This window comes from Segatella maculosa OT 289, assembly GCF_000243015.1.
GTDB classification, from domain to species: Bacteria; Bacteroidota; Bacteroidia; order Bacteroidales; family Bacteroidaceae; genus Prevotella; species Prevotella maculosa.
In genome coordinates this window covers 138427-161112 of the sequence record NZ_JH594501.1, presented here as the reverse complement: position 1 = coordinate 161112, position 22686 = coordinate 138427, and the positions used below count along the sequence as shown (strand labels likewise).

Sequence of the window (22686 nt, the reverse complement as noted above, 5' to 3'; positions counted from 1 at the left end):
TCAAACGGTTGGAAAAAAGAAAGAGGATGGCCGGAAAAATGGCACATCCTCTTTTATCATAAGCCCGCCAACGCTTCGGAAAGCGAGGCGGAACGAGGCCTAATCGTTGAACTTTGCCTTGATGAACTCGCGGTTCAAGCGGGCGATGTTGGCTATCCTTTCGTTCTTAGGACAAACAGCTTCGCAGGCACGCGTATTGGTACAGTTGCCGAACCCCAGCTCGTCCATTCTGGCTACCATTGACTTTGCACGCCTTGCAGCCTCGGGTTTGCCTTGAGGAAGGAGGGCCAACTGGCTTACTTTGGAGCTTACAAAGAGCATAGCTGAGCCGTTTTTGCAGGCAGCAACACAGGCTGCGCAGCCGATACACGTGGCGCAATCCATGGCTTCGTCAGCATTTTCCTTGGCAATAAGAATGGCATTGGCATCTTGAGCCTGCCCCGTTCGAATGGAAGTGTAGCCTCCGGCCTGAATGATCTTGTCGAAAGCAGACCGGTCAACCATGCAGTCTTTGATGACAGGGAAGCCTGCCGAGCGCCAAGGTTCTACGGTAATGACATCGCCATCATTGAAACGACGCATGTAGAGCTGGCAGGTTGTGGCGCCACGCTCAGTCTTTCCGTGCGGAGTTCCGTTGATGTAAAGCGAGCACATACCGCAAATGCCCTCGCGACAGTCGTGGTCGAAGACGAAAGGTTCTTGTCCTTCGGCGATAAGTTCTTCGTTCAAGATGTCGAGCATCTCAAGGAATGAGGTGTCATCCGGGATATTCTTCATCTCGCGTGTATCGAAATGTCCCTGTTCCTTAGGACCGTTCTGTTTCCAATACTTGATTGTGAATGATATGTTCTTTGCCATAATCGTTTAATTCTTATAGTTACGTGTTTGTACCTTAATTGCCTCATACTCGAGAGGTTCCTTGATGAGCTCTGGAGCCTTGGTGTCATCGCCTTGATATTCCCAACAACCGACATAGAAGAAGTGTTCGTCGTCGCGCTTGGCCTCTCCTTCTTCGGTCTGATGCTCCTCACGGAAGTGTCCGCCGCAGCTTTCTTCACGATGGAGTGCGTCGTAGGCAACAAGCTCACCCATAAGAATAAAGTCGCGAAGATGGATAGCCTTGTCGAGCTCGATATTGAGTCCTTCTTTCTTACCGGGTATAAAAAGGTTGGTATTGAACTCTTCACGAAGTGCTTTCAATAGCTTTAATCCTTCTTCAAGTCCCTCCTTGGTGCGTCCCATACCTACGTGTTCCCACATGATATGACCAAGTTCTTTGTGAATAGAGTCAACAGAACGCTTGCCTTGAATGCTCATCAAACGGTCGATTTCAGCACGAACGGCTTTCTCTGCCTCATCAAACTCGGGATGATCCGTTGGAATTTTACCCCAAAGTGCCTGATCAGCGAGATAGTTCTGAATGGTGTAAGGCAGAACGAAGTAGCCATCGGCCAATCCTTGCATCAAAGCTGATGCACCTAAACGGTTGGCTCCGTGGTCAGAGAAGTTGCACTCGCCGATGGAGAACAGGCCCGGGACGGTGGTCATCAACTCATAATCGACCCAAATACCACCCATTGTATAGTGAATGGCAGGGAAGATCATCATGGGGTTATAGTATTTCACGCCATTGATTTCGTTGGCAAGTTCGCCCGGATTAACGTCGGTGATTTCCTCATACATATCGAAGAGGTTGCCATAACGCTGGAGAATAACATCAATACCAAGCCGGTTGATAGACTCAGAGAAGTCGAGGAACACGGCCAAACCGGTGTTATTGACACCGAAACCATGGTCGCAACGCTCCTTAGCTGCACGAGAAGCCACATCACGGGGAACGAGATTACCAAATGCAGGATAGCGACGTTCCAAGTAATAGTCGCGATCTTCCTCAGGTATATCCGAGCCTTTCTTCGTGCCGGCCTGCAAAGCTTTCGCATCTTCAAGTTTCTTTGGAACCCAAATACGCCCATCATTACGCAGAGACTCTGACATCAAGGTCAGCTTGGACTGCTTATCGCCATGCACAGGAATGCAGGTCGGGTGGATTTGGACATAAGATGGATTGGCCATATAGGCTCCCTTGCGATAGCATTGGATAGCCGCCGTACAGTTACAGCCCATGGCATTGGTCGAAAGGAAATAGGCATTACCGTAACCGCCTGTAGCAATGACCACAGCATTGGCCGTAAAGCGTTCGAGTTCGCCCGTAACAAGGTTCTTAGCTATGATACCACGCGCGTGACCATCAACGATAACGACATCTTCCATTTCGTAACGGGCGAAGAGTTTCACCTTTCCTGCTTGAATCTGTGCACTCAATGAAGAGTAAGCACCCAGCAGCAATTGCTGGCCTGTCTGCCCTTTGGCATAAAAAGTACGGCTTACTTGTGCTCCACCGAACGAACGGTTGGCCAGCATACCACCGTATTCACGTGCAAAAGGTACGCCTTGTGCGACGCATTGGTCGATGATGTCGTTTGAAACTTCAGCCAAACGATATACGTTAGCCTCGCGTGCACGATAGTCTCCGCCTTTAACTGTATCATAGAATAGGCGATAAATCGAGTCGCCGTCATTCTGATAGTTCTTAGCGGCATTGATACCGCCCTGCGCAGCGATAGAGTGTGCGCGACGAGGAGAGTCTTGTATGCAGAAGTTCAGCACGTTGAAGCCCATCTCACCAAGAGAAGCTGCAGCACTTGCACCGGCAAGTCCCGTTCCAACAACGATAACATCCAACTTCAATTTGTTCTTTGGATTAACCAACCGCTGATGAGCTTTATAGTTAGTCCATTTCTCTGCTACCGGTCCTTCGGGTATTCTGGAATTTAATGTCTTAGTCATGATTGTTCCGAATTAATTTTTTCATAATTAGATTGCTATTATGCAGCACAGCATAAGCTTGGCGCACGACCAAAAGCAAATGCAAGAACTACAACAAGAAAAGCGAGCATCAACAATGTTACATAAACAATTCCGATGATCTTCCAACGCTCAAACCACACCTTACCATTGATGCCAATGGTCTGCATGGCACTCCAAAAACCGTGAGAGAGATGGAACCACAGTGCTACAATCCAAATAATGTAAAGAACGACATAGAGTTTGTTCTTGAAAGTTTCCACTATCAGACCAAAACCATCGGTAGGTTCAAGTGCAGTATGCATACCAACAAGCTCTGCAAACATCATGTTGTACCAAAAATTGAAAAGATGAAGTGCAAGCCCTAATAAAACAATGATGCCAAGAACAAGCATGTTCTGACTGGCCCACTCTACTTTATCCGGTCTTTCAGTGACAGCATAACGCTCTGCGCCACGAGCACGACGGTTCTGTGCCGTTAACAAGAATGCATAAACAATGTGACAAACCGCCAGTGCACCCAAGCCAGCCGTAGCCACAACAGCATACCAATTGGCGCCCAGTAATTTGCAGACCATGTTGTAAGCCTCTCCGGAGAAAAGCGCAACAATGTTCATGCAACAGTGGAATGTCATGAATAGAATCAGTGCCATTCCGGTCACGGACATCACTACTTTTCTACCAATAGATGAATTGATTAACCACATAAATGATTGATTTTTAATTATTTAACTACTTAAAATATAATCGGATTATTTTATAATCTTGAGCGCACAAATAGAAAAATTATCTTCCTTAATACCTTATATTAGGTAGGACATACCTTTATGAGGGGTAAATTATCCCCTAAAATACAGTGCAAAAATACTATATTTTAGTGATAATTCAAAGCGATTTCATAAAAAATCCAATTTAATTTCTTACTTTTGCGAAAAATATACATACAGAATTCACATGCTTTTTAATTATGATGTAATTGTTATCGGGGGCGGTCATGCCGGATGTGAAGCTGCGACAGCTTCTGCGAAAATGGGAGCTCATACATGTTTGATAACAATGGACATGAATAAGATAGGTCAAATGAGCTGTAATCCTGCAATAGGTGGGATTGCAAAGGGCCAAATCGTTAGAGAGATAGATGCTTTAGGGGGTCAAATGGGAATAATAACAGACAGGACAGCAATTCAATTCCGAATGCTGAACATCGGAAAAGGCCCTGCCGTATGGAGCCCACGAGCACAATGTGATAGAGGAAAGTATATTTGGGAATGGCGTTCCACACTTGATTGTACCGAAAATCTCGACATTTGGCAAGACCAAGCTAACGAACTTATTGTTAAAAACAACGAAGCTATAGGCATAAAAACCATCTGGGGTGCCGAATTCCATGCAAAAAGCATCGTTATTACCGCAGGAACGTTTCTTAACGGATTGATGCATATAGGAAAAAAAATGATTGAAGGCGGGCGCTGCGCAGAACCTGCGGTCCATCGCTTCACAGAGAGCATTACACGTTGGGGCATTCGGGCCGCCCGAATGAAGACAGGGACCCCGGTAAGAATTGATAAACGAAGTGTACACTTTGAAGATATGGAAGAACAACAAGGGGATTCCGATTTCCATCAGTTCAGCTATATGACGAGTGAACAGAGAAAACTCCACCAATTACCCTGTTGGACAACCTATACTAATAGTAATGTACACGAAGTTTTACAGAAAGGACTCCTATATTCGCCCCTTTTCAACGGACAAATTCAAAGTACGGGCCCACGTTATTGTCCATCAATCGAAACAAAACTGATAACATTCCCTGAGAAAGAACAACATCCTTTGTTCCTTGAACCGGAAGGTGAAAACACCAATGAAATGTATTTGAACGGTTTTTCATCGAGTATGCCGATGGAGATTCAATTAAATGCTATTCATCAGATACCAGCATTGCGCGAAGCCAAAATATATCGTCCAGGCTATGCCATTGAATATGATTACTTCGACCCCACACAATTAAAACACTCGTTGGAATCTAAGGTTCTAAACGGATTGTTCTTTGCGGGCCAAGTAAATGGAACCACTGGATATGAAGAGGCTGGCGGTCAAGGAATCGCTGCTGGTATCAATGCAGCTATACATTGTAGCGGTGGGAAACCCCTCATTATGCAAAGAGATCAAAGCTATATTGGGGTTCTTATTGATGATTTAACCACCAAAGGTGTAGACGAACCCTATCGAATGTTTACTTCTCGAGCCGAATATCGCATTCTTTTGCGCCAGGACGATGCAGATGCACGTCTCACAGAAATGGCATATAACCTAGGAATAGCCAAACGTGACCGTTATGATTGGTGGCTACAAAAGGAAGAAGCCATTAAGTGCTTGATTTGTTTTTGTATGGAATATCCTATCAAACCAAAAGAAATCAATCCCAGATTAGAAGCATTAGGAACAACACCTCTCCGTGCCGGGTGTAAACTTTCGGACCTAATCGCACGTCCTCAGCTATCACTTCAAAATCTATCTGACAGTATACCTGCACTTAAAAGAGCTATGACTCTACCAGAAAACAGAAAAGAAGAAATTGCAGAAGCAGCAGAGATCCGGATAAAATACAAAGGATATATTGAGCGAGAAAAAGCTATCGCCGACAAGATGCACAGATTAGAGAACATCAAAATCAAGGGACGTTTCAGATACAAAGAGCTACATGAGATTTCAACAGAGGGAAGACAGAAACTTGAAAAGATTAATCCAGAGACATTAGCACAAGCAAGCAGAATTCCCGGAGTATCTCCAAGTGACATTAATGTACTCTTAATACTATTAGGACGCTAAACATTTTCAACAAGAATAAAAGTAAGATTGATATGCAATAATTGCGTTTCACGTGAAACCGAACAACAAATAAAACTCTGATATAATGAAAATTAGACATTCACAAAATGCTTAAAGCAGCAGAACTAACAGAAGACAAAACAAGAAAATAATAAAAATAGAACATGAACAACCAATTATTATTAGACCATCTGCGTTGCATTCCGGATTGGCCAATTAAAGGTGTCAACTTCAGAGACGTTACTACCTTATTTAAAAGCCCGGAAGCCTTAAACGAAATCACTAACGAGATGTTTAAACTTTATAAAGATAAAGAGATAACAAAAATCGTTGGGATAGAAAGCCGAGGCTTCGTCATGTCCTCAGCTGTTGCAGTTAAATTAGGTGCAGGCATCGTATTGTGTAGAAAACCCGGCAAGTTACCTTGTGAAACCGTTCAAGAAAGTTATGCTAAAGAGTACGGAATAGACACTATAGAAATTCATAAAGATGCCATAAGTGAGAAAGACACCATTCTTCTCCACGACGATTTACTCGCAACAGGAGGCACGATGAAGGCCGCATGTAACCTTGTTAAGAAGTTCCACCCAAAGAAAATCTATTGCAATTTCATTATAGAACTTTCTTCAGAATTCCCGAATAGCCGAAAGCTCTTTGACAAAGATGTAGAAATAACATCATTATTGAAGTTTTAGAAAGTACAAATCACGTCCGTTTCACGTGAAACAAGATTCTAATCTTCCCCTTTATATAAAGGAAATGTACAGGTATGACATACGAAGAAAACGAAAAAAGGCTGGCCTATTTGAAGAACATCGTACTCAATATGCCTGACAAACCGGGCAGTTATCAGTTTTATGATGAGGACCACATTATTATATATGTGGGCAAGGCTAAGCGACTTAAGCAGCGTGTCTCCTCTTACTTTCATAAAGAAGTGGACCGATTTAAGACAAAAGTGCTGGTATCTAAAATCCGAGACATCAGCTATACGGTTGTCAATACAGAGGAAGATGCACTCCTACTTGAGAACAGTTTGATCAAAAAATACAATCCGCGGTACAACGTTTTACTTAAAGATGGAAAGACATATCCAAGTATTTGCATCACCAACGAATACTTTCCGCGGATATTTAAGACCCGAACTATCAACAAAAATTATGGAACTTACTATGGCCCCTTCCCACATATCGGAAGCATGAATGCCATTCTTGACATCATCAAACAGCTTTACAAGCCACGCACCTGCCACCAACCTATTACAAAAGAAGGCATACAACAAGGTAAATACAAGCCGTGTTTAGAATACCATATCCACAATTGTGATGCTCCATGTATCAGCAAACAGAGTTATGAAGACTATCAGGAGAACATGAATCAAGCTCGCGAAATCCTCAAAGGAAACACACGTGAGGTCGGAAAACGACTTTATGAGCTGATGATAAAGAATGCCGAATGCCTGAAATTTGAGGTTGCTCAAGACCTAAAAAGAAAGATATCACTCCTCAATGACTTTGTTTCTAAGAGCGAAGTCGTCAGTCACACGATTGACGATGTGGACGTATTCACCATCGTAGATGATGACAATAGGCGGAATGCCTACATTAATTATATACACGTTCGCAAGGGAACCATCAACCAAAGCTTCACATTCGAGTATAAAAGAAAGCTGGAAGAGAGTGACGAAGAACTCTTGATTACGGCCATACCTGATATAAGAGAGCGTTTCAACAGCCATGCCAAAGAAATCATTGTTCCGTTTGATATGGAGTGGAGAATGAAAGATGCAGACTTCATTATCCCTAAGAAAGGTGACAAAAAACACCTTCTTGAACTCTCAGAAATGAACGGGAAGCAATATAAGTTCGACCGGTTGAAACAGGCAGAGAAGCTCAATCCCGAGCAAAGACAGACCCGATTGATGAAGGAACTGCAAAACAAACTTAAACTTCCCAAGCTACCTTATCACATAGAATGCTTCGACAACAGCAACATTTCGGGCACAGATGCCGTGGCAGGCTGCATTGTTTACAAGAAAATGAAACCCTCTCGCAAGGACTATCGCAAGTATAATATCAAGACAGTTACGGGACCTGATGACTATGCCTCCATGCAAGAAGTCGTCCGTCGCCACTATCGTCGCATGTTAAAAGAGCAGCAACCCCTGCCCGACCTCATCATTACCGACGGAGGGAAAGGACAAATGGACGTCGTCAGAGCTGTTATTGAAGGCGAACTCCACCTTGATATCCCCATTGCCGGACTCGCTAAAGACAACCGCCACCGCACGAACGAACTGCTTTACGGCCAACCTCCGCAGACCATCGGACTCGATATAAAGAGCGAACTTTTTAAGGTGCTCACCCAAATACAAGACGAAGTGCACCGCTACGCCATCACTTTCCATCGCAACAAACGCTCAAAACACGCACTACATAGCGAACTTGACGACATCAAAGGACTCGGTCCGAAAGGCAAAGAGGCTTTGTTAAAGCAACTAAAGAGCGTGAAACAGATACAAGCAGCTGATAATCAAACCATTATATCTATATTAGGAAAGGCGAAAGGCACCCTCGTTTATCAACATTTTCACCCGGAAACAGCCGAAACAAAATAATTTTTAGTATATTTGCCCTATGAGAATCGTCATTCAATGTACCACCAACGCCTCCGTAACCATCGACAATCAGGTCACGGCAGCTATCGGTAAGGGCTACGTTATCTTGGTCGGTATCGAGCAAAACGACACAAAAGACGACGCTAACTGGCTGATTCACAAAATAATAGGCCTTAGAATCTTCGACGATGAACAAGGCGTTATGAACCTATCCATCATGGATATACAAGGTGAAATTCTTGTTGTTTCGCAGTTCACCCTGCTTGCAAGCTACAAAAAAGGCAACAGACCGTCATGGATTCGGGCCGCAACACACGACATATCCGTGCCACTCTACAACTTTTTCTGTACCAAACTGTCTGCCCAACTCGGTCGAAACGTCGCCACAGGAAGCTTTGGAGCCGACATGAAAGTGGCACTCATCAACGACGGTCCCGTCACGATTTGCATGGATAGTAAGGCGAGAGAGTAAGCCTCTCTGCTAATCTCGCCCCGAAAAGGGAGGAGAATAATATGATTTTTCCAATGGAAATGAAAGATAAAAAATAAAAGAAGCGAACGAATATTCCATTTATTTGGAAACGATATCAAACTTATAAAAGTCACAATAAACGAGTATAAAACCATAAAATAACCTCAAGTTAGCAAGCATATCACTCCCTTTTCTCTCCAGAAAGGGGCTGAGAGTGAGGCTATTTAAGGCGAGGTATTTTATATTACACCACTATGACCCTTAAAGAAGCACAGCAATCCGTCGACGAATGGATTAAAACTTATGGCGTACGCTACTTCAATGAGCTCACAAACATGGCGTGCCTCACCGAAGAAGTGGGCGAACTGGCACGTGTCATCGCCCGAAAATACGGCGAACAAAGCTTCAAAACGGGTGAGAAAGCCAACCTTGGTGAAGAAATGGCCGACGTACTTTGGGTGCTCATCTGCCTTGCCAACCAAACCGGAGTGGACCTCACGACCGAACTGCAAAAGAGTTTTGACAAGAAAACCTTACGCGATCATGACCGCCATCTGAACAACAATAAGCTGAAATAACAATCAATCAACACACAATATGACATACACAAAGACCATTTTGCCGCAAAACGAAGGCGAAAACACGCAAAACAACGACAAGAGCAAATATGAAAAAGCCCTTGAAATGTACGAAACTAACCTCAATGATGCCGAAGTTCAGGCTACCGTAAAGCAGATTATTGAGGAGAAAGTGCCGCAGAACGACACCCTCAATGTAAAGAAGTTCCTCTTCGGAAGCATTGAACTCACCACGCTCAGCACCACAGACACCGAGGAGAAAGTGCTTCGCATGGTGGAAAAGGTCAACCGTTTCGACCGCGAATATCCCGACATTCCCCACGTTGCAGCCGTTTGCGTCTATCCCGTTTTCACCGAATTGGTGTCCAAAAGTCTTGAGGTCGACGGCGTAGAAATCACCAACGTGTGCGGCAACTTCCCCTCCTCACAGGCCCGAATGGAGGTAAAAGTGGCTGAAACACAGCTGGCTGTGGCCGACGGGGCCACTGAAATAGACATCGTTCTGCCCGTAGGCAAGTTCCTAAGTGGCGACTATGAGGGCGTTTGCGACGACATTTCGGAGATGAAACAAGCCTGTGGAGCCGCCCCGATGAAGGTGATTCTCGAAACCGGCGACCTCGAAACAGCCAGCAATATCAAGAAGGCTGCCTTGCTATCCATGTATGCCGGGGCCGATTACATCAAGACTTCGACCGGTAAGGAGAAGGTAAGTGCGACGCCCGAAGCCGCATACGTAATGTGTCAGGCCATCAAAGCATATCACGAAAAGACCGGCATTCAAATCGGTTTCAAGCCTGCCGGCGGCATCAACACGGTCATGGATGCCATCATCTACTACACCATCGTGCAGCAAGTCCTTGGCGAACAATGGCTCACTAACAAGTGGTTCCGCATGGGAACCAGCCGCTTGACCAACCTCCTGCTCAGCGAAATCCTCGGGAAAGAAACCAAATTCTTCTAAAAAACGGCTCGAAACGCCTTCCTTTCTGCAGTAGAAAGGAAGGCGTTTCTGCCTTCTTCAAACGCAACCTCCCTACCCTAACCTCGCAATATTCTGATAATGGAAAAGAAAATCGCCCTCACTCTTGCCCTTGCAGCCCTCTTGTCAACACAGTCACAAGCCCGGATAGCCATCAAGAAATATAAAGGAGACGCTGTAATCGTCCGCCAATCCAATGGTAAATACAGCCTAATTGGCACTAATCATAAGCCCATTATCACCAATGCCGAAACGATTTCGAAACGCTATTTGGGCTATTTCATCGTCAAAAAAGACGGGAAAAAAGGAACATACAATAACACCAAACAACTACTTCCCCTCGAATTCAGTAACATTTCCCTTGTTGATTACGTCTTTTTCCTCGTCACCAAGGACAACAAACTGGGCCTGTACACCGACGAGGGCAAGCAAATCTTGGCACCAATCTACCAAAGAATCAAACCAACAGACAAGTATTCTGAAGACGGAAAGCGCTACTTTATCGTGAAAAACAATAAGTATGGCATCTGCAACAGCGATGGAGATTTCATCATAGAACCCCGATATGACGACATCACATACAATTCCAACGACTACTTCGTCATGATGAAAGACAACGCACCTGAATATCTTTTCAATACCGAAAACATCATTAAAGGCGTCACTATCGATGACCGTGAACCCATAGGAATCCAAAAAGGTTTTGCAACAATCCTATACTACAACTATAGAAGGGGTGATTTGTGGGGACTACTCAATAGAAATGGACGTTCTATCATCATGCCTCAATACGATAATCCACTGGAAAAATTGGCGTTTATTCTTCCGGATAGTATCACATATCTCATTGCCTGCAAAGACAATCGCTATGGCATCATCGATCTGAACAACAAAACTATCGTCCCATTTCGATACGAAAACATCAAGCCTACCTATCTTTTCAACATCATAGAACTGTCGTCCGAGAGTGGAAAACAGCTCTACGACATGGACAAAAAGAGCCTTGCACTCAACCTATTCTATGACGAAAGCGAGCTCACCAACCATTATCTCTACCTCTATAAAGACGTTTTTGAAACAGTTGTCGACTTCAATTCCATGCAAATTCTCCTGCCTTTCAAATATAATTCCGTGGTAGGACTCAACGATGATGAACACTTCATCGTCACCAAAGACCAGCAAACGGCCCTCATCAACCGTGAGGATAAACAGGTTATCCCCTATGGTTACGACAAAATCACTACTACCGAAAACCCCAATCTCTTCATCGTCAAGAAACAAAATCAATACGCCATCGTCGACCTTCAAAACAAATTGCGCTATGGAATGACCTCCAACCGCATCGAAGACCTTAAAGATCACATCGACATATCCGATCCAACGACGGGTGAAACCATTAAGAAACTGGATTATCAGCTGCGAGAAATCAAATAATTCAGTTGACAGTTAACGCGTAAACAAGTGAACAAATTGATTGCCCATGCGTATGTAGGGACCTTGGCTTTGAACTTTGAACATTGAACTTTGACCTTTAAGATTAGTCCTATTATCAAGATGATTTGCAGGCAAGAGGCATGTAGGGACGCACGGCCCGTGCGTCCATTTCGATAAGCCCATATAAATGATGAGGAAAAAAGAGTGCCATACGGGCAGAAATCCTACAAATCGAAACAAATCTAACAGCTATTGATATGCAAAACGATTTGAAAGATTTGGATAGATTTGTGAGATTTCTCGGCGAAGCCGACTGAAATGGGAGACTTGCCCCACGTGAATGGTTTTCCAAAAACCGATTTACTTTTCATTTCTAATGAAGCGGACGCACGAGCCGTGCGTCCCTACATGCAAATTGCATGCACGTCATACTTCAATATAAATGTTTCCGCTTTCCAATATCAGCCACTTCACCGCACAATCTCACCCACTTTGCACGCCAATTTCACCCATTTTACACGCTAAAATGGCTGAGATTGGAATGCAAATATAAATCGTTGATTATCAATCTAATTCAAACTACCAAGAAGCAACACTAACCTTACCACGCAAAACCCACTCTATCGGCAAGGCATTCTACTCCTCTCCCGCTTCGGGGAGGGGTCGGGGGAGGGGCTTCCTCAGCTCTTCCGCTCAATTACAAAGTCAAGATAGGCTTTTAAAGCCATTTTTATGGCGCTATCCTCCACCCTTTCGTCAATGAATCTCATGCAATCGGCATGGAAACTCCACATCTGTTGGTCGGCATATTCAATGCCCCCGTTGGCCTTGGTGAACGCAACAAGGCGGTCAATCTCAGCCTGCGACACCTCGCGCACCTTTACTTTACGCGCAATAGCCAGCATATCGGCATCGCAAGTTGCGTTTAATGCGTGGATAACGGGCAGGGTCAACTTCCCTTCGAGCATGTCGTTTCCCGTCGGTTTTCCTATTTCCTTCGAGTCGTAATAGTCGAAAATGTCATCTCTTATCTGGAAGATAATACCGAGATTTTGCCCGAATTGCTTTGCAGCCTCCACGTCTTCGTGCCGCGCTCCGGCACTCTCTGCACCGATAGCTGCGCAGGCTTCGAACAAAGCGGCAGTCTTTCTGCGAATGATTTCGTAGTAAGCTTCTTCGGTAATCTCCTTGTTTTGAATGTTCGTTAATTGCAGGATTTCACCGTCAGACAGCGTACGTCCGAGTTCGGAAAGGCGTCTGACGATAGCCTCGGAATGTGTTTTTGAGACGTAAAGTAGGGCGGTTGAAAGAATAAAATCACCCACTAAGACACTCACTTTGTTATCATATAACGCGTTAACACTGGCCTGACCGCGTCGCTCACTACTCTCATCAACGACGTCATCATGCACAAGACTCGCCGTATGGAGCAGCTCTAAGCCCACCGCTGCATGCAAGGTTGTGCCGGAAACTCGGCCAAAATTCTTGGCCATCAACAGGATAAGCATCGGCCGCATACGCTTCCCGCCCCGCTGTCGAATGTGAGTCAACACCTGAGCCAACATGCCATCGTCGTGCGAAAGCGACTGATTGAAGAGCGAAACAAAATCATCGAGCTCTCCAAAAATAGGCTGTTTAATAAGAGATAAATGGTCCATGCTTCCTTAAATTTGATACAAAAATACTCATTTTTTACGGGATTGATGCCAAAACCAAGGATTAATGCCAATTTTTTTGTAATTTTACACCAAACAAAACACCTATGAGCAAACTATTCTTATTGGACGCTTATGCGTTGATATTCAGGTCTTATTATGCTTTAATCCGTGCGCCGCGCATCAATTCCAAGGGACTCAACACCTCGGCCATACTCGGTTTCGTCAACACGCTGCATGAAATCATCACGAAAGAACGGCCGGATTACCTCGGTGTAGCATTCGACCACGGAAAGACCTTCCGCCATGAAGCCTTCCCTGCTTATAAGGCCCAGCGACAGGAAACGCCTGAAGATATCACACAAAGTGTGCCGATTATCAAGGAAATCCTGCGGGCGTTCCATATCCCTATCCTGCAAGCTGACGGCTTCGAAGCCGATGATGTAATCGGAACCTTAGCCATCAAGGCCGCCGAAAAGAATGTGGAAACCTACATGCTCACGCCGGATAAGGACTACGGACAACTTATCCGGAAGAACGTTTTCATGTATCGTCCGCGTCATGGTGGCGGATATGACGTGATTGGTGAACATGAGATTGCAGAGAAATATGGCATCTCTACGCCTGCACAAGTCATTGATTTGCTGGCCTTAATGGGTGATTCTGCCGACAATTTCCCTGGTTGTCCGGGGATCGGAGAGAAGACAGCTGTGAAGCTGATCAATGAGTTTGGCTCGACAGAATCACTCATTTTGCATGTCGATCAACTGAAGGGTAAGATGCGTGAAAAGGTGGAAAATGCAGTCGAAGACATTAAGATGTCGAAGTTCCTTGCCACAATTCGGACCGATGTTCCTATGGAACTCCATCTCGATGAACTGAAACTTCAATCGCCCGATGAGGAGAAACTGGGTGAAATCTTTGCTGAATTGGAATTCAAAACGCTTGCGAACAAAATCTTAAACAAAGCTGAACAAAAGCCAAAATCTATTAATCCGCAACTCGATTTGTTTGCCGTAAATCCGACCGATGGGCAAGTTAGTTCTGAAAATACAAGTTTTGAGAGCATTAAAACCGTAAAACACGATTATAAACTCATTGATAATCAAGATGAAGCACGCAAACTTTGTGACTTTTTCAGGACAAAACAGGTCCTTAGTTTAGACACGGAAACGACTTCACTCAGCCCAATCGACGCCGAATTAGTAGGCTTATGCTTCGCCGTAGAAGCACATCAAGCGTTTTATGTTGCTATTCCTAACGACCGTGAAGAGGCGTTGCAATATGTTAATATCTTTAAACCAATCTACGAAGACCCATCGATTTTGAAGATAGGACAGAATATTAAGTACGACTATATGGTGCTGATGAACTACGGAGTCACGCTGCAAGGCAAGATGTTCGACACGATGTTGGCCCACTATGTCGTGCAACCCGAGTTGCATCACAACATGGATTACCTTGCCGAAACGCTGCTTCACTACAAGACCATCCATATTGATGAACTCATAGGTCCGCACGGAAAGCATCAAAAGTCAATGCGCGAACTCGACCCGAAAGACGTTTATGCATACGGAGCAGAGGACGCCGACATCACACTTCAGCTGAAAAACGTGCTCGAACCCAAGCTGAAAGAGACGGGAACCGAGGACTTGTTCTGGAATATAGAGATGCCCCTTGTGCCCGTTTTGGCCGATATGGAACGCCAAGGTGTGCGCATCGACACCGCAGCCTTGCGCGAAACGTCGGTCATTTTCACTGAAAGAATGAACCTTCTTGAGCAACATATCTATGCCAAAGCGGGTGAGACTTTCAACATATCCAGCCCAAAACAGGTGGGAGAAGTCCTCTTTGGGAAGCTCAATATCATGGAGAAACCGAAGCGAACAAAGACGGGACAGTACGTCACAAACGAGGAAGTTCTGCAGTCACTTCGCACAAAACACCCCATCGTTGCAGACATATTGGACTACAGGGGCCTGAAAAAACTGCTCGGAACTTACGTCGATGCGCTCCCAAAACTTATCAATAAACGCACCGGACACATTCATACTTCATTCAATCAAGCCCTCACTTCCACGGGAAGATTGTCGTCCAGCGACCCTAATTTACAGAATATTCCGGTGCGAAGTGAGGACGGAAAGGAAATCAGAAAGTGCTTTATTGCAGAGCAAGATTGCCTATTTTTCTCCGCAGACTACTCACAAATAGAACTCAGAATCATGGCACATCTCAGCGAAGATGCCAACATGATAGAAGCTTTCCGCGAGGGTTTTGACATCCATGCTGCCACAGCTGCAAAGATAAAACACAAGAAAATGGAAGACGTTTCGGCTGCGGAAAGGAAGCAAGCCAAGCAAGCTAACTTCGGTATTATCTATGGAATTACCACCTATGGGCTGGCACAACGCATGGGAATTGACAACAATGAAGCTCGCAAACTCATAGAGGATTACTTCGCAACCTTCCCCAAAGTGCGTGCTTTTATGGAGCAAGCTAAAGAGCAAGCTCGCCGAAAAGGCTATGCAGAAACGCTGTTCGGACGTCGCCGTTACCTGCCCGATATCCTGTCAAAGAATGGCACCGTGCGCGGATTTGCAGAGCGAAACGCCATCAATGCACCTATCCAAGGCTCCGAAGCCGACATCATCAAGCTTGCCATGATACGCATTTGGCGTCGCTTCAAGGCTGAAAACATTCGGTCAAAGATGATTCTTCAGGTGCACGACGAACTCAACTTCTCTGTCTATCCCGATGAAAAGGAACGCGTAGAGCAGATTGTTTTGGAGGAAATGCAAGGTGCCTACACACTCAAAGTGCCCCTGACCGTCGATGCAGGTTGGGGAAAAAACTGGCTCGAAGCCCACTGATGAATGTGTAATGTGAAGTGAGTCATGTAGAAAGAGACTGAACGATACATTACACTTTGTGGTAGGTTTCTTCGAAAGGCAGGCGGAAACGTTCGCCCCAAACGCCGCTCGGAACGCGTATTCCGCAGGTAATCACCATGTTTATCTCCGTGTTATAGGGCAATTTTAAAGCCTTTTTCACGCGCCAACTGTCGAAACCTTCGAGCGGACATGTGTCATATCCGGCTTCACTCATGGCCAACATAAACGTCTGGGCCACCAAGGCACAACTCTTATGCACGCTGACTCGCACGTCGCCTTCGCTCATTTGGCGCGTCATCGGTCGGAAAAGTCCGATGCATTGTGCCAGCCCTTTGCGCACAAGTCCCCACAAACCGAGGCACCGGGAATAGGTAAACGGTATCAATTTCCCATAATACATGGCCTTATCCTTGATGCGTTTGTCCTGCCTTTCGGCCGGACTATTGCGCCTGACATTGCCTTCTTCAAAGGCAAGCACAGCCTTTGCGTGCTGCTTATACCGGTCTTGACGAGTCACAAACACTACGATTTGCTGTGCCGAACGGGCCGTTTTTTGGTCCAGACAAGCTGGTACCAATTGCTCCAACACCTGCTTATCGGTCACATGATAGGCCTCCCAAAGCTGCAGATTGGAGCTTGTAGGAGCCAAACTTGCCAATTCTATACACTTTTTCACCGTCGTTTCATCGATCGGTTTAACCGAGTCGAAATGCCGAACGGCCCGCCTATGATTCAAAATCTCTTGTAAACTCATTTCTTATTCTAATTATATCTTGTTGAAATAATGAACACTCACGGCAGAATGGCATTGCCCACACAGGCATTGGGCATCTGAATACGGAGCAAACCACACACGGTCGGTGCAATGTCTGCCATACTTGTGGGGCGGAATGTCTCCCCTTTCGTGATGCCCCACCCCATGAACACGAGTGGGATATGACTGTCGTCGGGGTTCCACAAACCGTGGTTCGTCCCCTTATAGTTGCTGTCCGACACGCTGTTTATCCAGCCCGGTTGAGTCACAATGAGCAGATCTCCCCCACGTTCACGACTATATCCGTTGATGATCCGGTCGCGAATGGGTTGCGGAATAGGTTGTGTAGCTACACTTTCATAGTCGGCAACAAAGGCAATATGAGGCTTTTGTTCTAATAACCGCTTGGCCTCGGCCTTCACTTTCTGCAAATCAAGACCTGCTTCGGCAATACTTTTGTGGTCAAGATAAACGCGCAATGCGTTCTCACCCAGCACAAGATTTGCCGTTGTCCCCATTGCCTGCTGCAGTTCCTTGTTCAGTTTTTTGACCAAAGTCCAGCCTTCAAAGCCTCCCGCAGGCAGCTTATTGGCTCGCATAAAATTAGGATTATGCGCACCACCATGGTCAGCCGTGAGGAAAACAAGATAGTTCCCACGCCCCAACTGCGCATCAAGTGTGTTGAAAAAACGGTCAAGTTCGCGGTCCAACTGAATGTAGGCATCGTGGATTTCGGGCCCGCGCGTACTGTAAATGTGGCCGATAATGTCGGTAGAAGAGATGCTCACGGTCAGCATATCGGTCTCCGTTCCCTGCCCCAGCCGCTCATTCTTCAGGGCAGCCTCGGCCATATCGAAGGTCAACGTGATACCCTTCGGCGTACTTTTCACGTCAAATCCTTTCTTTTGTTGGTGCGCCTTGTTGAATTGTTCCACCCACGCAGGCAACTTGTTCATGTAGTATGTACTCGTGATGAAGCGGCCTTCACTCGAGTCCCACCAGTAGGCTGCGTCGGCACAATGGCCTGCCGGCAAGATTGCGGCACGGTCTTTGAGAGCCACCCCCACCACTTTCGACTTGAAATCCGTAGCAAGTTTCAACTCATCGCCTATCGTTGAAGCCAACAATCTGCGTGGAGACATCTTCCCTTCCTTGCTTTTACTGCCCACCGTTTCTACGCTGTCGTCACCGCAACAATAGGCTTTTTCGCCATTGATAAAGAAGCTGTTGCCGAGTATTCCCGTCAAAGCCGGAACGCTACCTGTGTAGATACTCGAGTGACCAATGGCCGTAACGGTGGGAATATAAGGTACCATTGTGTTCTGACAGCGATAACCTTCGCTCAAAAGACGCTTGAAACCGCCCGCACAAAACTCTCGGTTGTAATAGTAAAAATAGTCCCACCGCATTTGGTCGACCACGATTCCGACTACCAATTTGGGCCGGCTCACCTGCGCATGACCCAAGAACGGACAGACCATCAGCAGCAAAATAAGAAGTGATTTCTTCATTGTTTTTATTGATTTTAGTATTTTCTATAATTGGCCTTAGCCTCCGTTTGCATGTAGGGACGCACAGCTCGTGCGTCCGCTCAACACGCTACATTCACCAAGCAGGCCATTCAAGGGGGTTATTCACATGGAGCGGACACACGAACCCTACGTCCCTACATCGCAAAAAGGCCTTTCAAGCTCGCTCTCCCCTCCCCTCGGGAGGGGCTGGGGGTGGGCCTTTTGTCTACTGACTCACTCTTTCGCAATACGCCCTCACGTCTTTCCAATGATAATATGGGTAAAGATCGGTCTTAATGGGCAGCTTTGCTTCGTTCTCATTGCGCAATATTTTCACCAAAATGTCGTCACTTCCCGCCTTCCGATAGAACACAAACTGCAGGTTGCAGGCCATGGGAAAGATGCGATAGTCGCTCCATCCGATTGCAGGAAGCTGCTCCAAGTCGGCCACTTGCACCCCTGTTCCGTCCAAACCCAGCAGACATGTCAGCGGCATCACCATCGTATCGTGACCGTAACGCAGCGTTGCTCCGGGGTGATTCAGGCGCAAACAGCTGTCAGCCTCACTGACAATCTTCCGCAAAAGATAGCGCTGTGAAGTCGGTTGGCGGCCGCCGTTGAGTGGCGAAGGCCCAAAGTTTATGTACCACCATGCGTTACCTACCTGCCAAATATCATAGATTTCGTCATCGTTAAAAAGGTCATAAAGCGACATTGAATGGCGCAGTTCGGTACTCTGAAGATTAGCCGCTTGTTTGAAAAGCAACTCATACAGCTTCCCAAAATCCACTTGTTTCTGCCAGTAATCATCGTCGTTGAAGAGCAAACGCATCACACGTTCGGGATGAAAATGGCGTTTTCTGAAAGCCTCGAACGTGGCTTTCACCTCCTTGGGCATGCGTGTTTTGAAGAGAGCAGTGTCCTCGTGGTTCATGTAATACATGTCGTGATGGCTGGCATCGTGGCTGATTTCCAACGCAGGATTCATGCGCGCGAGTTGCTGCAACGCGTTTTCCATGCTCAGAATGCAACGAATCACCGTCGTACTCTTGGCGTCAACATGGGTCTTTCCCTTGAAAATCTCGGGGAAATTCCGCATCATTCGCTCGGCAATTCCACGGTGTTGCTCGGCCCCAAGCTGTGTCAATTCGCCGTCACGACCACGAGCGGCCTCACTAATACGGCGCAGTTTGGCGAGCACCTCCTGCCCTTTCGGTGTGAGTTTTCCAAGCGAGTCGGCCCTTTCAAGCCAGCGAACGGGTCGTTGATAATCGCGGTTACCGATGAGCCAACGGCTGCCATGTCGTCCGTAATGGCTCAAATAGAACGGCACATAGCCCTTCGGTGCGGGCGTGAGTGTCTTTTGAAGCGGACCGGGATAGGCCAGATAATTACTCGCCGACAGCAGCCTGTCGGCCTTGAAGTCCTGCTTTGCCTGTTGTGCAAAGCTGCCGAGGCAGAGCGCCATCAGCGAAATAATAACGATTTTCCTTTTCATACGCTTACAAAGATAAGCAATTTTTGCCATATTATACAATATATAAAAAAGAAAAAGGCTCCCCCGACCCCTCCAAAGGAGGGGAGAGCGAGCTTGAAAGGCTTTCGTATGTAGGGACGCACGGCTCGTGCGTCCGCTCAAGGTGATGTAATAGGAATGTGAATTACTTGGTTTTATGAGATTGTTTGAGCGGACGCACGAGCCGTGCGTCCCTACATTCCCCGCAGCTTCACGTATGTGGACTCCGTCTTCCCTCCTTTTAAGAAACCAAAGGAGACTCCTCAAACTCGCTCTCCCCTCCCTTTGGGAGGGGTAGGGGGTGGGTTTTAAATTCCTTTACAAATACTTCCGCATAGCTCGCACATTTAGAACCAATGCCTCCTCGGCTACAAATACGCGCCATATTCGCCAAGTTGCAAATTATTGACCATCAAATAATTGCACAATTCGAAAAGAAACGAAGCGCAATCACAGGCAAAAAGCGAAGCAATATGGGTGGGTTTACAAGGTGAAATGGCTGAAATAACAAGGTAAAATGACTGAGATAGCGATGCAAAACAACTGAGATAGCGATGCAAAATAGGTGAAATGGCAACGCAAAATGGCGAAAATGGTATTCCAAAGGCCGCGAAACAAGAAAACGGCCTGCGCATTCTTGCAACGAAATACCCGGTTTTTTGCTCTTCCGTTTCTATTTCAGCAGTCCCCGAAGTGTTAAAAACAGGGAGAGAATATTTACAAAAAGGTCTTCTTCCTCACTTCTTTCGCGCCTTGTTTACCACCACATTGCATCGGCAAACAAGCGCGTATGTATCGAAAAGAAGATGGAAACAGACTTTTAATTATTTCTCTTTTTGCTTTGATTTGTCTATGATAATCTCTATCTTTGCAAGTGTTGAAGGCTATCTCCATACATCATGGCTCAAAAACTCATACAAACGCAGGAACAAAAGCTGGTACAACAGATGCGACTCTCGCAGCAACAGATGCTGCAAGTGCACCTGCTGGAGATGCCATTGACCGAACTTGAGGAGAATATCAACGCTGAACTCGATGACAATCCGGCCTTGGAAAAGGCCGAAAATGACTTGGGACAGACCGAAAACGAGGGAGAAAACGAACTTGAAAACGGTAATGAAGCCGACGATTTCGATAGCCTCAACGAGAAAGAAGAGCGGCAGGACGCCCTTGATTCGGTCTTGGAAGGCATCGAAGGTGATGATGCCATGCCCCTACCCTACGCCAACAACCATGATAATGCCGACTATGAAGAGACCGTTTACGGCGATACAACGTCGTTCTATGATAAACTGAAGGAGCAAATGGACATGCTCATGCTTACCGAAAAAGAGCATGCCGTGATGGAATATCTTATCGGTAGCCTTGATGACGACGGACTTCTGCGCAAGGATTTGGGTACGATTGGCGACGAACTTGCCATCTATCACAACATCGACATCAGCGAACCAGAACTCGAAAAGCTGTTAAAACTACTCCAAAGCATGGACCCTGCGGGCATCGGAGCACGCTCGTTGCAAGAATGTTTGCTGCTTCAAGTGGAGCGAATGCGCGAAGATGGCCGTAACGACCGCTTGTTAGATGCCATGGAGCGCGTTTTCAAAGAGTGTTTCGAAGCCTTCAAGAAGAAGCATTGGGATAAAATCAAGTTGCAACTTGGGCTGAACGACACGCAAACAGAGACGCTTCAACGCGAAATTCACAAGCTGAATCCGAAGCCGGGAGCCTCACTTGGTGAGACCGAAGGACGCAATATGCAACAGATAACGCCCGATTTTATCATCGATACCGACGATGACGGCACGGTGACCTTCACGCTCAACCAAGGCAATATCCCCGAATTAAAAGTCTCACCTGCATTCAACGAGATGGTAAAAGCCTATCGCGACAACAAGAAAAGCATGAGCCGACAAACCAAAGAGGCCCTACTCTACGCCAAAGAAAAAGTGGCCAAGGCACAGGGTTTCATTGAGGCTATAAAGCAACGCCGCCGCACTTTGACGCTCACCATGCAGGCCATCATCGACTGGCAAAGGCGCTTCTTCCAAGAAGGTGACGAGAGCGAGCTGCGACCTATGATACTTAAGGACATTGCCGACAAGACCGGACTCGACATTTCGACCGTAAGTAGGGTGAGTAACGTCAAATATGCACAGACAAAATGGGGCACTTTCCCCCTCCGTTTCTTCTTTACTGACTCCTATACCACGGAAGAAGGTGAGGAAATGTCAACGCGAAAGATAAAAATGGCCCTGAAAGCCGTCATCGAAAAAGAGGACAAAAGTAAGCCGTTAAGCGACGAAGCACTGACCAAACTGATGAAAGAAAAAGGCTTCCCGATAGCCCGTCGCACGATAGCAAAGTACAGGGAGCAACTCAATATACCCGTGGCAAGATTGAGAAGAGGGTGAACCTCCCCCAACCCCTCCAAAGGAGGGGAGACCCGAAACAGTCGGATTTTCGCATAAGAAAAAACAATTGAAAACAAACAATGACTGATAATAACAAACAAAAAACAGGCTTTAAGCTCGTTCTCTACCCTTGTTTTGAATCGAAGGAAACTTATATCGTCTATCAATAAATAA

16 protein-coding genes are annotated in these 22686 nt (G+C 46.1%); 9 read left to right on the top strand and 7 right to left on the bottom strand.

Annotated elements, in window-relative coordinates; translation table 11 throughout:
* Positions 1-99 precede the first annotated feature (99 nt).
* The 3 genes from HMPREF9944_RS02935 to HMPREF9944_RS02925 are packed head-to-tail and all read right to left on the bottom strand — an operon-like array spanning position 100 to position 3572.
* Positions 100-858 (bottom strand): succinate dehydrogenase/fumarate reductase iron-sulfur subunit, encoded by a 759-nt coding sequence (locus tag HMPREF9944_RS02935; RefSeq protein WP_008564356.1) that lies wholly within the window; start codon positions 856-858, stop codon positions 100-102.
* A gap of 6 nt (positions 859-864) precedes the next feature.
* Positions 865-2847 (bottom strand): fumarate reductase/succinate dehydrogenase flavoprotein subunit, encoded by a 1983-nt coding sequence (locus HMPREF9944_RS02930; RefSeq protein ID WP_008564354.1) that lies wholly within the window; start codon positions 2845-2847, stop codon positions 865-867.
* Between the two features lie 38 nt (positions 2848-2885).
* Positions 2886-3572 carry a succinate dehydrogenase/fumarate reductase cytochrome b subunit gene (locus HMPREF9944_RS02925; protein ID WP_008564352.1) on the bottom strand — a complete coding sequence of 229 codons (687 nt, stop codon included), beginning with the start codon at positions 3570-3572 and terminating at the stop codon, positions 2886-2888.
* A gap of 247 nt (positions 3573-3819) precedes the next feature.
* On the opposite strand from HMPREF9944_RS02925, the gene mnmG reads away from it, so the two are divergent.
* The 7 genes from mnmG to HMPREF9944_RS02890 all read left to right on the top strand — a co-directional run bounded on the left by mnmG (position 3820) and on the right by HMPREF9944_RS02890 (position 11774).
* Positions 3820-5694, top strand: a complete 1875-nt coding sequence (gene mnmG / locus HMPREF9944_RS02920; protein WP_044113266.1) for a tRNA uridine-5-carboxymethylaminomethyl(34) synthesis enzyme MnmG — start codon at positions 3820-3822, stop codon at positions 5692-5694.
* 164 nt (positions 5695-5858) lie between these two features.
* Positions 5859-6389 carry an adenine phosphoribosyltransferase gene (locus HMPREF9944_RS02915; protein WP_008564350.1) on the top strand — a complete coding sequence of 177 codons (531 nt, stop codon included), beginning with the start codon at positions 5859-5861 and terminating at the stop codon, positions 6387-6389.
* 74 nt (positions 6390-6463) lie between these two features.
* A complete protein-coding gene (gene uvrC, locus HMPREF9944_RS02910; RefSeq protein ID WP_008564349.1) occupies positions 6464-8311 on the top strand; it encodes an excinuclease ABC subunit UvrC in 1848 nt (615 codons plus the stop codon).
* A gap of 19 nt (positions 8312-8330) precedes the next feature.
* Entirely contained in the window at positions 8331-8783 is a 453-nt protein-coding gene (gene dtd / locus HMPREF9944_RS02905; RefSeq protein ID WP_008564348.1) for a D-aminoacyl-tRNA deacylase, read from the top strand.
* A gap of 254 nt (positions 8784-9037) precedes the next feature.
* A complete protein-coding gene (locus HMPREF9944_RS02900; RefSeq protein ID WP_008564347.1) occupies positions 9038-9361 on the top strand; it encodes a nucleotide pyrophosphohydrolase in 324 nt (107 codons plus the stop codon).
* A gap of 19 nt (positions 9362-9380) precedes the next feature.
* The gene (gene deoC, locus HMPREF9944_RS02895; RefSeq protein ID WP_008564346.1) at positions 9381-10322 is read left to right on the top strand and encodes a deoxyribose-phosphate aldolase; all 942 of its coding nucleotides are present in this window, start codon (positions 9381-9383) and stop codon (positions 10320-10322) included.
* A 99-nt stretch (positions 10323-10421) separates the two neighbouring features.
* Positions 10422-11774: a WG repeat-containing protein gene (locus HMPREF9944_RS02890; RefSeq protein WP_008564345.1), complete on the top strand. Its 1353-nt coding sequence runs from the start codon at positions 10422-10424 to the stop codon at positions 11772-11774.
* A gap of 680 nt (positions 11775-12454) precedes the next feature.
* Here HMPREF9944_RS02890 and HMPREF9944_RS02885 read toward each other — a convergent pair.
* The gene (locus tag HMPREF9944_RS02885; RefSeq protein ID WP_008564344.1) at positions 12455-13432 is read right to left on the bottom strand and encodes a polyprenyl synthetase family protein; all 978 of its coding nucleotides are present in this window, start codon (positions 13430-13432) and stop codon (positions 12455-12457) included.
* Between the two features lie 104 nt (positions 13433-13536).
* Here HMPREF9944_RS02885 and polA point away from each other — a divergent pair, with 104 nt between their 5' ends.
* The gene (gene polA / locus HMPREF9944_RS02880) at positions 13537-16299 is read left to right on the top strand and encodes a DNA polymerase I (protein WP_008564343.1); all 2763 of its coding nucleotides are present in this window, start codon (positions 13537-13539) and stop codon (positions 16297-16299) included.
* Positions 16300-16348: 49 nt separating this feature from the next.
* On the opposite strand, the gene HMPREF9944_RS02875 is transcribed toward polA, so the two are convergent.
* The 3 genes from HMPREF9944_RS02875 to HMPREF9944_RS02865 all read right to left on the bottom strand — a co-directional run bounded on the left by HMPREF9944_RS02875 (position 16349) and on the right by HMPREF9944_RS02865 (position 20083).
* Positions 16349-17074, bottom strand: a complete 726-nt coding sequence (locus HMPREF9944_RS02875) for a nitroreductase family protein (RefSeq protein ID WP_008564342.1) — start codon at positions 17072-17074, stop codon at positions 16349-16351.
* A 38-nt stretch (positions 17075-17112) separates the two neighbouring features.
* Positions 17113-18585, bottom strand: coding sequence for an alkaline phosphatase family protein (locus HMPREF9944_RS02870; RefSeq protein ID WP_008564341.1), 1473 nt, complete (start codon positions 18583-18585; stop codon positions 17113-17115).
* 226 nt (positions 18586-18811) lie between these two features.
* Complete coding sequence (locus tag HMPREF9944_RS02865; RefSeq protein ID WP_008564340.1) at positions 18812-20083, bottom strand: histidine-type phosphatase; 1272 nt, start codon at positions 20081-20083, stop codon at positions 18812-18814.
* A gap of 917 nt (positions 20084-21000) precedes the next feature.
* Between HMPREF9944_RS02865 and rpoN the strand changes: the two genes are divergently transcribed.
* Complete coding sequence (gene rpoN, locus HMPREF9944_RS02860) at positions 21001-22512, top strand: RNA polymerase factor sigma-54 (RefSeq protein WP_044113264.1); 1512 nt, start codon at positions 21001-21003, stop codon at positions 22510-22512.
* Positions 22513-22686 lie beyond the last annotated feature (174 nt).

Excerpts from the sequence above, each read along its gene's own strand:
- HMPREF9944_RS02925 (WP_008564352.1), bottom strand. The coding sequence starts at position 3,572 with ATGTGGTTAATCAATTCATCTATTGGTAGAAAAGTAGTGATGTCCGTG.
- HMPREF9944_RS02900 (WP_008564347.1), top strand. The coding sequence starts at position 9,038 with ATGACCCTTAAAGAAGCACAGCAATCCGTCGACGAATGGATTAAAACT.
- HMPREF9944_RS02865 (WP_008564340.1), bottom strand. The coding sequence starts at position 20,083 with ATGAAAAGGAAAATCGTTATTATTTCGCTGATGGCGCTCTGCCTCGGC.
- HMPREF9944_RS02930 (WP_008564354.1), bottom strand. The coding sequence starts at position 2,847 with ATGACTAAGACATTAAATTCCAGAATACCCGAAGGACCGGTAGCAGAG.
- uvrC (WP_008564349.1), top strand. The coding sequence starts at position 6,464 with ATGACATACGAAGAAAACGAAAAAAGGCTGGCCTATTTGAAGAACATC.
- HMPREF9944_RS02870 (WP_008564341.1), bottom strand. The coding sequence starts at position 18,585 with ATGAAGAAATCACTTCTTATTTTGCTGCTGATGGTCTGTCCGTTCTTG.
- HMPREF9944_RS02915 (WP_008564350.1), top strand. The coding sequence starts at position 5,859 with ATGAACAACCAATTATTATTAGACCATCTGCGTTGCATTCCGGATTGG.
- mnmG (WP_044113266.1), top strand. The coding sequence starts at position 3,820 with ATGCTTTTTAATTATGATGTAATTGTTATCGGGGGCGGTCATGCCGGA.
- dtd (WP_008564348.1), top strand. The coding sequence starts at position 8,331 with ATGAGAATCGTCATTCAATGTACCACCAACGCCTCCGTAACCATCGAC.
- HMPREF9944_RS02885 (WP_008564344.1), bottom strand. The coding sequence starts at position 13,432 with ATGGACCATTTATCTCTTATTAAACAGCCTATTTTTGGAGAGCTCGAT.
- HMPREF9944_RS02875 (WP_008564342.1), bottom strand. The coding sequence starts at position 17,074 with ATGAGTTTACAAGAGATTTTGAATCATAGGCGGGCCGTTCGGCATTTC.
- polA (WP_008564343.1), top strand. The coding sequence starts at position 13,537 with ATGAGCAAACTATTCTTATTGGACGCTTATGCGTTGATATTCAGGTCT.
- HMPREF9944_RS02935 (WP_008564356.1), bottom strand. The coding sequence starts at position 858 with ATGGCAAAGAACATATCATTCACAATCAAGTATTGGAAACAGAACGGT.
- HMPREF9944_RS02890 (WP_008564345.1), top strand. The coding sequence starts at position 10,422 with ATGGAAAAGAAAATCGCCCTCACTCTTGCCCTTGCAGCCCTCTTGTCA.
- deoC (WP_008564346.1), top strand. The coding sequence starts at position 9,381 with ATGACATACACAAAGACCATTTTGCCGCAAAACGAAGGCGAAAACACG.
- rpoN (WP_044113264.1), top strand. The coding sequence starts at position 21,001 with ATGGCTCAAAAACTCATACAAACGCAGGAACAAAAGCTGGTACAACAG.